Origin of the sequence: Streptomyces sp. MB09-02B (genome assembly GCF_033794485.1) — a bacterium.
In the GTDB taxonomy this organism is placed as follows: Bacteria; Actinomycetota; Actinomycetes; order Streptomycetales; family Streptomycetaceae; genus Streptomyces.
The window spans coordinates 1-11,775 of record NZ_JARGEE010000288.1 but is presented as its reverse complement, the minus strand read 5'-3'; the positions used below and the strand labels follow the sequence as shown (position 1 = coordinate 11,775).

Sequence of the window (11,775 nt, the reverse complement as noted above, 5' to 3'; positions counted from 1 at the left end):
CGCCCTGAACCGGATGCGGCGACACTCCGCGTCGCGACACCCGGATGCGATTCCTCCCCCGGCGTGAACCCCGGGGCCTCCTCGCAAGAAACAGGTGAAGATACGTGGCGCGACGTTCGCTCGCTCTCGCGAACCCACCGCCCCGAAGGCATCATGGCGAAACAGAGGCCGAGGGGGGCCATGCACGCGATCGCGCCCAGCGTGGATCCACGGCAGGGGAGGGCACATCATGGTCGAACACGGTCAGCCGTACACAGCCATCCTGTTCAAGTTCGTCGTCCTGGTCGGCCTGTTGTACATGCCGGTCCTCGTCTTCCACCTGGGCACGTGGTTCCCGTTCGCCGGAGCCAGCGGTTACCTGCTCTGGGAGCTCGGCCGCCTCCACCGGGCGTACGGCGAAGTCACCGGCCGCGGGGAGGAGCAGCGGCGCGAGCAGAGCGAGGGGTCGACGAGGAGCGTCCTCTGAGCATGCGGCGGACGGAGGCCTGACCACTCGGCGGACGGAGGCCTGACCACTCGGCGGACGGAAGCCCGAGCGCTCAGCGGACGGAAGCCCGAGCGCTCAGCGGACGCGCCCCGGTGGCGGTGCCGTACTCCGCCGTCGTACGAGCCGCGTGGGTACGAGCGTCGTCCCGTGCTGCTCTCTCTCCCCTTCCACCTGCCCGCCCTCCCGCATCTTGCGCAGCACCCCCTCCACACACAGCCGCCCCACCTCCGCGAAGTCCTGGTGGACGGTGGTCAGGGGCGGCAGGAAGGACGCGGCCTCGGGAATGTCGTCGAACCCGACCACACTCAAGTCCTCGGGCACCCGGCGCCCCCGCTCGTTCAGCGCCCGCAACAACCCCAGCGCCATCTGATCGTTCGCGACGAACACGGCCGTGCAGTCCGCCTCCTCGGCGATCCGCAGCCCGGCCCGGTACCCGGACTCGGCCGACCAGTCGCCGCGTACGAGAGGCGGCGCGTCCAGGACGCCCGCCTCGGCGAGCGTGGAGCGCCACGCGTTCGCCCGCCGTTGCGCCGCGAAGGAGTCCTCGGGTCCGCCCAGGTGCCACACGGTCTCGTGCCCGAGCTCCAGCAGATGCCGTACGGCGTCCCGCGCGCCCCCCGCCTGGTCGGTGTCGACGACGGTGTACCGGTCCCCGGCGTCGGAGTCGGCGACCACGACCTGCACCCCGGGCGGTACGGACACGGTCGCCGCGTCCAGCAGATGGACCTCCATGATCACGATCACGGCGTCCACGGCCAGCTCGCCCAGCCGGGAGAACGCCCCGTTCACCTCGTCCTGCGTCGGCACGGCGACGGGCAGCAGCGTGACGGCGTACCCCTCCCGTGCGGCGGAGGTGGCGATCGCGTCGAGGGTGCGGATGTTGCCGAGGGTGGAGAGGGAGAAGGTGATCACGCCGAGCGTGCGGAACTCCCCGCGTCTGAGCGCCCGCGCCGCGCTGTTGGGCCGGTAGCCCAGCTCCCGCATGGCGTCGAGGACCTGCCGCCGGGTGTCCTCGTTGACCCCGGCGAATCCGTTGGAGACCCGGGAGACGGTCTGGGCGGAGACCCCGGCGACCCGCGCGACGTCACCCATGGAGGGCCCTTGCCGGGGCCGGGCGCCACGTCTCCTCGTCCGCCCGTCGGTTGTGTCCACCTTGTTCCCCCGACTCCTCACCATCGACCGGCCCGACTTCTGACGACTCCTTGACCACCGAGATTCGGACAGTGTAGACATCCGCCTCAGTGGATGTTTACGTAAACATCCACTGAGACAAACCATACGAGAACACCTCGAACCGCACCACACCTCGCCACCCCCCATCCGCCGCAGCACACCGCAGACCGCAAGTCGCCGCAGCTGAACGTCGGCCCCGATCTCCGTGCAAGCACCGCCGGGACGCGGCACACGGAAGAGTTGGAGTACTCGAATGGCACACCGCACCCGTACGAGACGGCTCCTGGGAGCCATCGGCATCACGGCCCTGGCCACCGGCACGGCCATGGCCACGACCTCCCTGCCGATGGCGCACGCCGACACGTCGGCCCCCGCCGCCGCGTCCGTGACGGTCAGCCCCGACCCCTCCTACAAGGGCCAGAGCTTCGAGGGCTGGGGCACCAGCCTCGTCTGGTTCGCCAACGCGACCGGCGACTACCCGCCCGCGATACGCGAGAAGCTCGCCAAGCTCCTCTTCGGCGAGGACGGCCTCAACCTCAACATCGCCCGCTACAACATCGGCGGCGGCAACGCCCCCGACGTCAAGGACTACCTGCGGGCCGGCGGCGCGGTCGAGGGCTGGTGGAAGGCCCCGGCGGGCACCACCCGCGAGGACGTCGACTGGTGGAGCGCCGACGACAAGAAGGACTGGAACAAGAACGCGGACGCCACCCAGCGCTGGTGGGTCGACCGCATCAAGAAGGACATCACGCACTGGGAGACCTTCAGCAACTCCCCGCCGTGGTTCATGACGGAGAGCGGCTACGTCTCCGGCGGCTTCGACTCCTCGAAGGACCAGCTGAAGGAGGAGTCGGTCGAGGACTTCGCCAAGTACCTGGTCGGCGCCACCGAGCGCCTGGAGAAGGCCCACGGCATCAAGGTCGACACCCTCGACCCGTTCAACGAGCCCAACACCAACTACTGGGGCACCAAGCTCGGCGCCGACGGCCAGCCGACCGGGGGCCGCCAGGAGGGCGCCCACATGGGCCCCGAGCTCCAGCAGAAGGTCCTCAGGGCGCTCGGCCCGGTCCTGGACGACTCCCGCAGCCGCGCGACGATCTCCGCGATGGACGAGACGAACCCCGGCACGTTCGCCACGAACTGGAACTCCTACCCCGAGGAGGTCCGTGACCTGGTCGACCAGATGAACGTCCACACCTACGGCACCAGCCAGCGCACCACGGTCCGCGACCTCGCCAAGGCCGCCGACAAGCCGCTGTGGATGAGCGAGGTCGAGGGCGACTGGGGCGACGGCCAGAGCTTCACCGACATGCGCCCCGGCCTCGGCCTCGCCCAGCGCATCGTCGACGACCTCCGCGAACTGGAGCCCCAGGCCTGGGTCTTCTGGCAGCCGGTCGAGGACTACGACAACATGAAGCCGGGCGGCGAGTCCGCGAAGGGCGGCAACTGGGGCTCGATCCAGCTCTCGTTCGCCTGCAAGAAGTCGGACACCCTCAAGACCTGCCCGATCTACACGAACACCAAGTTCGACACGGCCCGTAACTTCACGCACTACATCAAGCCGGGCGACCGTCTGATCAAGACCAACGACGAGTCGAGCACGGCCGCGGTGGCGAAGAAGGGCGACAAGGCGACGGTCGTCCACGTCAACGACACGACCGAGTCCCGCGCGGTGACGGTCGACCTCTCGAAGTTCGGCAAGGTCTCCAAGAAGGCGACGATCACCCCGGTGGTCACGGACGCGGCCGGCAAGCTGATCCGCAAGAAGGCGGTCAAGGTCACCGGCAAGAAGGCGACCATCACGGTCCCGGCCCAGTCGGTGACGTCGTTCCTGGTCAACGGAGTCTCAGGGGTGGCGGCCGCCAAGGCCGAGCTGCAGGACAACCACGCGTACACCCTGACGGGCGTCCAGAGCAGCAAGAACCTGGCCGTCGGCCCCGACGGCAAGAGCCTGGTCATCAAGACCCCGAGCACGGCGGCCGGCAACGCCCAGCAGTGGACCCTGGACCGCATCGGCAAGGGCCCGACCGACAACCGGACGCGCTACGCCCTGACGGAGCCGACCTCGCGCAAGCGCCTGGCCATCCGCTTCGACTCCCTGGTGGCGGAACGCGACACGGCCACCCGCGACGAGGCCGCCCAGTGGATCCTGTCCTCCACGGGCAACGGCACGTGGACCCTGGTGAACGTGGCCACGGGCCAACTCCCGGACGTCCACGGTCAGTCGACGAACGACGGCGCGGGCGTGGGGGTCTGGACCCCGAACTCGGGCCTGAACCAGCGCTGGAAGCTGACGGACGTGACGCCGACCACGACCCCGTAGCCCCAACTCCCGCCGAGAAGCCCCAGGTCGCGAGATCCGCCGGATCGACCTGGGGCTTCCTCGTGCCGTGGACCTTCTGGTGGCAGCACGCGTCAGTCGGCTCGGCCTGTGAAGAGCGGAGTACACCTGAGTTGCGAGTCGGCGACGGGCCGCATGCAAGGGTGCGATCCGCGCGATCGTCGACCCATGCCCGAACTCACCGAGAAACAGCCCGCAGACGGAGAGGGCCTCCTCACCTCCGGCTGTCTCCTGCTGCTCGTACTGGTGGCGGACGCGGGGGCCGCGCTGCTGGTCGCCATCGTGCTCGCCGCCCGGGGCCTGGGCCGGAGGGACGCCGGCACCGGGCAGACAGCGACCGGCGTGCCGCCCGTGGACTGGGGACCGGTGCTCGGCTTCGGCGCCCTCACCCTGCTGGTCGCCGTAACGGCCGTGGTGCTGTTGCGGATCGGACACCAAGTCATCGGCACGGTACAGCTGACACTCTGCGTCCTCCTGGCGGTCTACACACTGGGGTACTGGCCCTGACGCTGATGCCGCCCTCGCCGACTGTGTGGCTGTTGTCGATCGGCCGCCCGGCGCCCCCTGACGACTCGGCCGCTGAGCGGTGAGTTGCGAAGGCCCGGACCCCCGCCGGGCCACCATGGCGCGTCCAGGTCACCATGGACCGATGGGATCAGGCGGGCTGCGGGGCGGGCGTCGCCGGAGCGGCCGCGACCTTGCGGGTCTCGTGCATCATCAGCAGGCCGTTGACCGTCATCAGCGTCGCGGTCAGGCCGTGGACGCCGAGCGCGGTGGCCACGGAGCCGTGGTGGGCCAGCACTGTGGTCATGTCGCCGTAGGCGGCGAGGGCCTCCACCAGCAGCACCCAGCCCAGCGCCCGGCGGTGGCCCGTCACCAGCAGGATGCCGAGGACCAGGGCTAAGACGACGTCGCGGATTCCCTTGATGATCAGGAAACCGCCGCCGTCGCCGGACGGCCAGCTCGGCAGGCCGAAGCCCGGCGCCGTCGTCTCCGGGCTCAGGATGAACTCTGTCCCGAACCAGAGGATGAAGAGGATGAAGGCGGCGGCCAGGACGGTGTTGATCTTCTTCAACGACATCGTTCTTCTCCTTGCGAGTCTTCGTGAACTGCGGCTGACGACCGGGCGGGTGAGCCCGTGGGCTCAGGTGAGGGCGGTGACCAGCAGGGCGAAGGCGGCGATGATGACGGCGACGCGGATGTAGTGGAGACGCTCCCAGCGGTTCAGCTGCTGCTTCCAGTCGGCGGGCCGGTTGTCAGGGGTCCACGTCTTGCCCCGGTTGGCGATCGGGACGAGCAGCAGGAGCGACATGATCACGCTGAGGATCAGCAGCCCGGCGGCTGTCACGACGAGGCCGGTGCCGCCGTGGTGCCGTCCGGCGACAGCCCAGATGCCGACGAGGACGAGCGAGCCGATGTACCAGACCGGCATCACGGCGCCGAGCATCCGGCCCCCGTGGGCGTGGCCGAGTTGGCCGCTGTCCTCCGGGAGGGCGTTGAGGATCCGGTTCATGACGAAGGCGACGGAGAACTCCACCCCCACCATCACGCCGACGACCACGGTGGTGACGACCTGAAGTGCGTTGAGCACGATGACCCCTCCTGGATCTAGCATCGATAGAAGATGTGGCAACGCTAGTACTGCTGCCGCTCGATTGTCTAGCGGTGCTAGGATCGAATCATGTCGGTACAGGAACGCAAGCAGCGGGAACGGGCGGAGCGCGAGCGCCTCATCGTGGCGACGGCCCGTGAACTCGCCGAGCAGCAAGGCTGGGACGCGGTCACCACCCGCCGGCTCGCCGAACGCATCGAATACAGCCAGCCCGTCCTCTACAGCCATTTCCGCGGCAAGCGCGAGATCATCGGCGCCGTCGCCCTCCAGGGCGCCACCGAGCTGGCTGCGGCGGTGCGGACCGCGACCGCCGCCGTGGACGGCCGGCGCGAGCGGGTCGCCGCCCTCGCACGCGCCTACCTCGACTTCGCCGAACGCAACCCGGCGGTCTACGACGCCATCTTCCAGCTCGACGGCGGTCTGGCGTACGCACAGGAGGACACCCCGGAACCTCTCAAGGACGCCTTCGCCGCGCTGCTGGAGTGCCTCGGCGAGGTCGCCGGGGACGGCGTCGACCCGGGGCTGTTCACCGAGGTGTTCTGGGCGTCCCTGCACGGGGTGGCGACCCTGACCCGGTCGGGACGGCTGCCGCCGGAGTACACCGAGCCGAGGGTGGAGCTGCTGGTGGACCGGCTCGCCATCGCCATGGTCTGACACACCATCCCGGCGGGTACGCGGCTGGGCCCTTGGGCCCCGCCGCCGCCTGCCTGCGGCATCACGTACGCCATTGGCCGATCGGGAGACCGTCTCAGGGGCCCGGCCGTGCTGGCGCGTTCTACGCACGCCCGACGATGTGCGCCGCCCCGGGCGAGGCCTGAACCGACTGACGGCAGTCCGGTGCGGCCGGCGGTGTCGGCCCGCCGTCGAGCGCGCGGCACAACGCGGCGTGCAGGTGCTCGGCTTCGGTCAGGGTGAGTGTCAGCTCGGTGTCCGTGCTGTGTCCGCCGGTGAGGGACAGGCGGAGCGGTACGGCCAGGTGGTTGTCGTCGGTGCGGCGTACGGGGCGGCCGGGTGGGCGTTCGACGGTCCAGCTCATGACGTCGTCGCCTTTCCGATGCGCGTGAGGCGGTACGTGCCCCACAACTGGCGTCCGTCCTCGCAGCCGTCCTGGGCCTTGGAGACGCTCTTGCAACCGGCGGCGCACTTGCGGGTGTGCTCGAACCAGAGGCGGTAGGCGCGGAGCATGGGGAGTTCGGGGCGGAGTGTCGTGGCTGTGCTCTGTCGATCTGGCATCAGCGCGCCACCGTCAACTGGGTCGCGTGCAGTGTGCGTTGGCGTGTCTTTGGGGGCAGAAGGTAGGCACCGACGAGGGTGCTTCTGATGTCGGCGGCGGTGATGGGCGGCACTGCGGTGTGAGGGCGCGGGTGCGACCCTCTGTGGGGGCGGGCGCCTGCGACGAAATCGGCCCACATCTCGGGCGAAGGGCAGCCCGGTGACAGGCTCGGATGCGGATCCGGGGCAGAGCGTGAGCGCAGGGGCGGACGAGGGTCGTCCGATTCCCGCAGCCCGCAGAGCACCGTCCTGATCCGGGCAACTGCCCGTGATACAAGGTTCATTGTCGATCTCCTGGTTGGGTCGGCCATGCCCCGGGGCCGTGTCAGCGGTCGCCGGGGTTCTGTTCGGCCTTGTCGATGACAAGCGCCCAGAGATAGTCGCTCTCACCAGTGCGTCGATGTCCGTACGCGTCGGTGCCAGTGATGGCGGCCAGAACGACTCTGCGTGAGGTCTCACTCAGCTCGCTCGGCAGGTCCACTTCCAGTCGGACACCGACGGCGGTCTCCTCGCGGCGCACCTCGGCCCCCGTGGCCACGGCCAGGCGAGCGGCAATGCATTCGGCCTTCGAGCGCACAGGTCTCCCCGGTAAGTGCGTGATTACGTAGCGTGCTTCTACTTCAGTAGCTTGTACCTGATGCAGTAGCTTGTCAATGTCGTCGTCAACCGCACCACCAGCCCTGCGCGTTCTGGGCAGCACGGAGAGCCGTATGTCGCGAGAGGCCCCGTACCTCGATGTCGCGGACGACCTGCGCCGCCGGGTGAGGGCGGGCGAGTGGGCCGTCGGAGAGCGCCTGCCGTCGCGAGCTCTGCTCGCCGAGGAGTACGGGGTGGGGCGCAATGTCACGCAACGTGCCATGGAACGCCTGATCGTCGAAGGCATCCTGGAGGGGCGTGCCGGGTCGGGAACGTACGTCCGCGCACCGCGCGAGCGGTTGCGGATGGTCCGGTCCCGGCACCGTGAGCATCGGGGCGGCTCGCCGTTTCGCGCCGACATGAAGGAGCAGGGGCGGCACGGGACTTGGGAGTCGCACAGTCAGGCCCGCGTTCCCGCACCGGAGCACATCGCCGGGCGCCTGGCCGTCGATCAGGGTCACCCGTGCGTCGTCACGCGGTACGAGTTCCTCGCTGACGGGCAGTCGGTTCAGCTGTCGGAGTCATGGGAGCCCATGGCGATCACCGACGGCACACCGATCGTCCTCCCGGAGATGGGGCCGCTCGCCGGCATGGGCGTCGTAGAGCGGATGCGTTCGATCGGGGTCGTCGTCGAGACCGCCGTGGAGGTTCCGCGCCCTGGCCGGGCCACGCAAGAAGAGGCCAACTTGCTCGGCGTCGGTGTCGGTGAGCTGTTGACCCGTATCGAGCGCACCTACTACGACAGTGACGGACGCCCCGTGGAGACGGCGGACATCACCGTGCCGGACGTGCGTTGGGAGATCGCCTACGAGATCCCGATCGAGCAGCCCGCGCGGTGAAGCGCGTGGGGTCTAGGTGATGTGTGCGTAGATACAGGGGGCTGGTCCCGTCCTACGGGAGTGCGTACCGCTTCAGCGGCGTCCCGTTCGGGAGGGTGCGGCAGGCTTCCTGGATCATCAGGGCCTCGTCCTGGGGTGCCCTCCCTCGCGCCGGCGATCACCCGTCGTCATGGCCCCGGACCAGGGATTCCAGAGTCTGGACACGGTTGCTGAGTTCCTGGAGTCTCGCGGCCAGATCGGTCACCTGGGCGGCAAGTTCCGAGTCGGTCGGTTCTTGACGCGGAATACCTCGACCGACGTCGATGAAGTAGGTGTCCTGGTAGTCGTCGTGCAGCTGCAGCAGGTCTTCGTCTCGGAGTCTTCTGATTGCCGACCGCACCTCCTTCTCCGACAGCCCGTACGACCTCTCCACGACGGCGATTTCCGGGAAGACCATCCCGCGCAGATACCGGGCCTGTTCGACGCCGCGCCGCACATCCCCCAACAGACGTTCTACGGGGTGCTCCTGGCTGTTCGGCTGCGGACCCGGCAGGGAGAGAGCGTCCAAGCCGGGCGGGCGTTCACGTCTCGTCTCGGCCATCTTCGAGGCCTCTCGTCTGTGGTGGATACGGGCCGGTGCTTCAAGAGCGCGGTCACTGCCGGCGTGGCCGGAAGCCGGACGTTCAGCTTGTTCGGACTGTTGAAAGAGGCCTCTTCCTCTCATCCTGTCGGATCACCATCACGCCGGTCAGCTCAACTCTTGTAACAGAGGGTCGGTGCTGCTTCACTGTGGCGACCTACGGGCCGTGCGGCAGTTCTCGGAGTCTCCGCTGTCGTCATGCCGTCGTCCAGGAAGCGTGAGGCATGAAGGATTCAGCGCTGATCACGACGGGCTTGCCCGTCGCGCTCGCCATCATCATGTTCGGTCTCGGGCTCTCGCTCACCACGGCCGACTTCAAGCGGGTGGCCCGGTCGCCGAAGGCGGTCGTGTTCGCGCTCACCGTGCAGATCGTGGTGCTGCCGCTGGTCGCCTTCGGGCTGGTCAAGATCTTCGACGTGGACCCGTTGCTCGCGGTGGGCGTGATGCTGCTGGCCGCGTCCCCGGGCGGCACCACCGCCAATCTCTTCAGCCACCTGTTCCGCGGGGACGTGGCGTTCAACATCACCCTCACCGCGATCAATTCCGTGCTGGCGGCCGTCACCATCCCCCTCGTCACCAACCTGGCCATCAGCCACTTCGATGCCGAGGGCGATCTGGGACTGCAGTTCGGCAAAGTGCTGCAGGTGATCGCCATCGTGCTGATCCCGGTCGGGCTCGGCATGCTCGTCCGGAAGCGGTCCGCCGACTTCGCCGCCCGTGCGGACCGTCCGGTCCGGGTGTTCTCCATCGTCGTCCTGGTCGCGGTGTCCCTGGCGGCGCTGCTGGGAGAGCGGGAGAACCTCGCGGACTACCTTCGCCAAGTCGGCCTGGTCACCGGCATCTTCTGCCTCGCGAGCCTCAGCATCGGCTACGGCGGTGCCAGAGCCCTTCGCCTCGACGAGCCCCAGGCCGTCGCCAGCGCCATGGAGGTGGGAATCCACAACACCACGGTGGCCCTCACCATCGCACTGAGCATCCTCGACAGCACCGAGGTCGCGGTTCCCAGCGCTGTCTACTCGGTTCTGATGTACGTCCTGGCGACGGCTTTCGGTTACACCATCACCCGGACTCGTTCAGGGACTCGTTCCGGGCCACGTTCCGGGGCTCGCTCCGGTAGTCAGCCGCCCTCGACGGCGGGTTGAGACCGCGAGTCCGGTTCCCTGTCCAGCCCCGAGGGTGGTCCGGCGTGGTCCGGGTGGCATTCCAGGGCATTCCCAGGACTTCGTTCTTCGCAGGTCAATGAGGGTGGGACCGTTCCCCCTCCGGGGACGGGGCGGTAGCCGTTGTGGTGGTCCCCGGCGTCCTCGAAGCTCTGGGTGTCGCCCCGGCCGGGACGCAACGACCGGCCCGGCAGCCACCCGGCGACGCCACCCTCCCGCACCCACGTACCGGGCACCTCTGTGTCCGAGCGCGGTGCGACGATCTGAGAAGGATGACCCACATGAACAGGAAGTTCTCCGCACGCCGTCGTACGAGTCTCCGCGCTGCCGCCGCCGGTCTTGTCCTCGCTGTCGGGCTCGGTGTGTCGGCGCAGATGCCGGCACAGGCGTCCGTCCACGCCTCGGTAGCGGCATCCACGGCAAAGGCACCCACGGCCGCATCGAAGCCGGTCGCTGCCGCATCGAAGCCGGTCGCCGCCGCACCGAAGTCGGTCACCGGTACGCCCGGGAACGTGGTGACCCGCGTCGCCGACTTCTACGGCGCGTACATCGACGCGAAGGCCGACTACACGGACCCGGACACCACACTGGCCAAGGCGCTCCGCAAGCACTACCTGACGCCCGACTTCGCCAACCGGCTGGCCGCCTGGGAGAAGAGGAACGGGGCCGACGGTGTGCTGCGCGCCCAGAACGTCCCCGCGCGGTGGACGGTGACCGACAACGGCAGCATGGGGCACAGCCACGAGGTCGTGGTCACCCTGACCTTCGGCAGCGGGGAGACGACGCAGAAGACCAAGCTCTTCGTGCTGGTGGAGCGGTACAACCGCATCGCCGACATCGGGACCACGAGCGCCCGCTGACGGCGGAGCCCGCCCCAGCCCCGCCTGTCCCCACCCGGCCCGTCCCGGGTGGGGCGCCGTCCCGCCCGGCACAACAGCGGGCGGGACCCAGGGCGCGACGGCCATGAACGCAACCGTCAGCGGCTGCGTATCCGACGTCGTCCACCACCGGAGCCGGCGCGACCGCTGCCGTACTTCGGACAACGGTGGAACCATCCCCGTGCAGTGAACGTGCAGTGATACGTGCACGTGCCATCAGGGCCCGGGATGCGGGATCATGGGCGGCGGGACGGCGGGACGGCGGGGGAACGATGTCGATTCGGGACCTGGACGACGATGCCGACGAGTTCGCGGCGTCGCTGCGTCGGCTGAAGGACCGTACCGACCGGAGTTACGGCTCCCTCGCCCGCCGCCTCAACATGAACACCTCCACGCTGCACCGGTACTGCGCGGGCGAGGCCGTGCCGCAGGACTTCGCGCCCGTGGAGCGGCTCGCGGCCTTCTGCGGCGCCACACCTCAGGAGCGGCTCGAACTGCACCGGCTGTGGCTGTCGGCCGTCGCGGCTCGACAGCGGGTGCGTACCGCCGACACGCCGGAAGCGGTGATCCCGACACCGACACCGGCACCGGCACCGACACGGGCACCGAGCGAGGACGAGGGCGAGGCCCAGGCCGAGGAAGGACACGCACACACGCACGCACACACCCACGCCCACCCCGACACGGACGGGACCCCCGCCGAACAGCGCGGCTTCGCAGAACACCCCGGGCACCATCCCGACCCGGACGTGCACTTC

The 11,775-nt window shown here is 69.1% G+C and carries 15 protein-coding genes; 8 read left to right on the top strand and 7 right to left on the bottom strand.

The window, feature by feature from the left end; all coding sequences use genetic code 11:
• Positions 1-229 precede the first annotated feature (229 nt).
• Positions 230-466: a hypothetical protein gene (locus tag P1P70_RS31010; protein WP_319243664.1), complete on the top strand. Its 237-nt coding sequence runs from the start codon at positions 230-232 to the stop codon at positions 464-466.
• A gap of 96 nt (positions 467-562) precedes the next feature.
• Here P1P70_RS31010 and P1P70_RS31005 read toward each other — a convergent pair whose 3' ends face one another.
• Entirely contained in the window at positions 563-1,579 is a 1,017-nt protein-coding gene (locus P1P70_RS31005) for a LacI family DNA-binding transcriptional regulator (protein WP_319243662.1), read from the bottom strand.
• A 334-nt stretch (positions 1,580-1,913) separates the two neighbouring features.
• Here P1P70_RS31005 and P1P70_RS31000 point away from each other — a divergent pair, with 334 nt between their 5' ends.
• Together P1P70_RS31000 and P1P70_RS30995 are read left to right on the top strand one after the other, a co-directional pair.
• The gene (locus tag P1P70_RS31000) at positions 1,914-3,983 is read left to right on the top strand and encodes a glycoside hydrolase (protein WP_319243660.1); all 2,070 of its coding nucleotides are present in this window, start codon (positions 1,914-1,916) and stop codon (positions 3,981-3,983) included.
• A gap of 186 nt (positions 3,984-4,169) precedes the next feature.
• Complete coding sequence (locus P1P70_RS30995; RefSeq protein ID WP_319243658.1) at positions 4,170-4,508, top strand: inner-membrane translocator; 339 nt, start codon at positions 4,170-4,172, stop codon at positions 4,506-4,508.
• Positions 4,509-4,656: 148 nt separating this feature from the next.
• On the opposite strand, the gene P1P70_RS30990 is transcribed toward P1P70_RS30995, so the two are convergent.
• Together P1P70_RS30990 and P1P70_RS30985 are read right to left on the bottom strand one after the other, a co-directional pair.
• The gene (locus tag P1P70_RS30990) at positions 4,657-5,082 is read right to left on the bottom strand and encodes a DUF4267 domain-containing protein (RefSeq protein WP_319243656.1); all 426 of its coding nucleotides are present in this window, start codon (positions 5,080-5,082) and stop codon (positions 4,657-4,659) included.
• Positions 5,083-5,145: 63 nt separating this feature from the next.
• Positions 5,146-5,592: a DUF1772 domain-containing protein gene (locus P1P70_RS30985; protein ID WP_319243654.1), complete on the bottom strand. Its 447-nt coding sequence runs from the start codon at positions 5,590-5,592 to the stop codon at positions 5,146-5,148.
• A 90-nt stretch (positions 5,593-5,682) separates the two neighbouring features.
• On the opposite strand from P1P70_RS30985, the gene P1P70_RS30980 reads away from it, so the two are divergent.
• The gene (locus P1P70_RS30980) at positions 5,683-6,267 is read left to right on the top strand and encodes a TetR/AcrR family transcriptional regulator (RefSeq protein WP_319243652.1); all 585 of its coding nucleotides are present in this window, start codon (positions 5,683-5,685) and stop codon (positions 6,265-6,267) included.
• A 121-nt stretch (positions 6,268-6,388) separates the two neighbouring features.
• Here P1P70_RS30980 and P1P70_RS30975 read toward each other — a convergent pair whose 3' ends face one another.
• From P1P70_RS30975 to P1P70_RS30965, 3 genes are all read right to left on the bottom strand, one after another.
• Entirely contained in the window at positions 6,389-6,649 is a 261-nt protein-coding gene (locus P1P70_RS30975) for a hypothetical protein (protein ID WP_319243650.1), read from the bottom strand.
• Positions 6,646-6,846 (bottom strand): hypothetical protein, encoded by a 201-nt coding sequence (locus P1P70_RS30970; protein ID WP_319243648.1) that lies wholly within the window; start codon positions 6,844-6,846, stop codon positions 6,646-6,648. Before P1P70_RS30970 ends, P1P70_RS30975 begins: the two co-directional genes overlap by 4 nt.
• 364 nt (positions 6,847-7,210) lie before the next feature.
• Positions 7,211-7,462, bottom strand: a complete 252-nt coding sequence (locus P1P70_RS30965; protein WP_319243646.1) for a hypothetical protein — start codon at positions 7,460-7,462, stop codon at positions 7,211-7,213.
• Positions 7,463-7,595: 133 nt separating this feature from the next.
• Between P1P70_RS30965 and P1P70_RS30960 the strand changes: the two genes are divergently transcribed.
• Entirely contained in the window at positions 7,596-8,360 is a 765-nt protein-coding gene (locus P1P70_RS30960) for a GntR family transcriptional regulator (protein WP_319243644.1), read from the top strand.
• Between the two features lie 157 nt (positions 8,361-8,517).
• Here the strand turns inward: P1P70_RS30960 and P1P70_RS30955 are convergent, their stop codons facing one another.
• Positions 8,518-8,940, bottom strand: a complete 423-nt coding sequence (locus P1P70_RS30955) for a hypothetical protein (RefSeq protein WP_319243642.1) — start codon at positions 8,938-8,940, stop codon at positions 8,518-8,520.
• Between the two features lie 263 nt (positions 8,941-9,203).
• Here P1P70_RS30955 and P1P70_RS30950 point away from each other — a divergent pair, with 263 nt between their 5' ends.
• From P1P70_RS30950 to P1P70_RS30940, 3 genes are all read left to right on the top strand, one after another.
• Positions 9,204-10,121, top strand: coding sequence for a bile acid:sodium symporter family protein (locus P1P70_RS30950; protein WP_319243640.1), 918 nt, complete (start codon positions 9,204-9,206; stop codon positions 10,119-10,121).
• Between the two features lie 299 nt (positions 10,122-10,420).
• The gene (locus P1P70_RS30945) at positions 10,421-10,999 is read left to right on the top strand and encodes a hypothetical protein (RefSeq protein ID WP_319243638.1); all 579 of its coding nucleotides are present in this window, start codon (positions 10,421-10,423) and stop codon (positions 10,997-10,999) included.
• Between the two features lie 290 nt (positions 11,000-11,289).
• Positions 11,290-11,775: helix-turn-helix transcriptional regulator (locus tag P1P70_RS30940; RefSeq protein ID WP_319243635.1), on the top strand; the 486-nt coding region annotated here is incomplete at its 3' end.

Bases quoted from the DNA above. Each gene is read 5' to 3' on its own strand.
- P1P70_RS31010 (WP_319243664.1), top strand. From the start codon at position 230: ATGGTCGAACACGGTCAGCCGTACACAGCCATCCTGTTCAAGTTCGTC.
- P1P70_RS31005 (WP_319243662.1), bottom strand. From the start codon at position 1,579: ATGGGTGACGTCGCGCGGGTCGCCGGGGTCTCCGCCCAGACCGTCTCC.
- P1P70_RS31000 (WP_319243660.1), top strand. From the start codon at position 1,914: ATGGCACACCGCACCCGTACGAGACGGCTCCTGGGAGCCATCGGCATC.
- P1P70_RS30995 (WP_319243658.1), top strand. From the start codon at position 4,170: ATGCCCGAACTCACCGAGAAACAGCCCGCAGACGGAGAGGGCCTCCTC.
- P1P70_RS30990 (WP_319243656.1), bottom strand. From the start codon at position 5,082: ATGTCGTTGAAGAAGATCAACACCGTCCTGGCCGCCGCCTTCATCCTC.
- P1P70_RS30980 (WP_319243652.1), top strand. From the start codon at position 5,683: ATGTCGGTACAGGAACGCAAGCAGCGGGAACGGGCGGAGCGCGAGCGC.
- P1P70_RS30975 (WP_319243650.1), bottom strand. From the start codon at position 6,649: ATGAGCTGGACCGTCGAACGCCCACCCGGCCGCCCCGTACGCCGCACC.
- P1P70_RS30970 (WP_319243648.1), bottom strand. From the start codon at position 6,846: ATGCCAGATCGACAGAGCACAGCCACGACACTCCGCCCCGAACTCCCC.
- P1P70_RS30960 (WP_319243644.1), top strand. From the start codon at position 7,596: ATGTCGCGAGAGGCCCCGTACCTCGATGTCGCGGACGACCTGCGCCGC.
- P1P70_RS30955 (WP_319243642.1), bottom strand. From the start codon at position 8,940: ATGGCCGAGACGAGACGTGAACGCCCGCCCGGCTTGGACGCTCTCTCC.
- P1P70_RS30950 (WP_319243640.1), top strand. From the start codon at position 9,204: ATGAAGGATTCAGCGCTGATCACGACGGGCTTGCCCGTCGCGCTCGCC.
- P1P70_RS30945 (WP_319243638.1), top strand. From the start codon at position 10,421: ATGAACAGGAAGTTCTCCGCACGCCGTCGTACGAGTCTCCGCGCTGCC.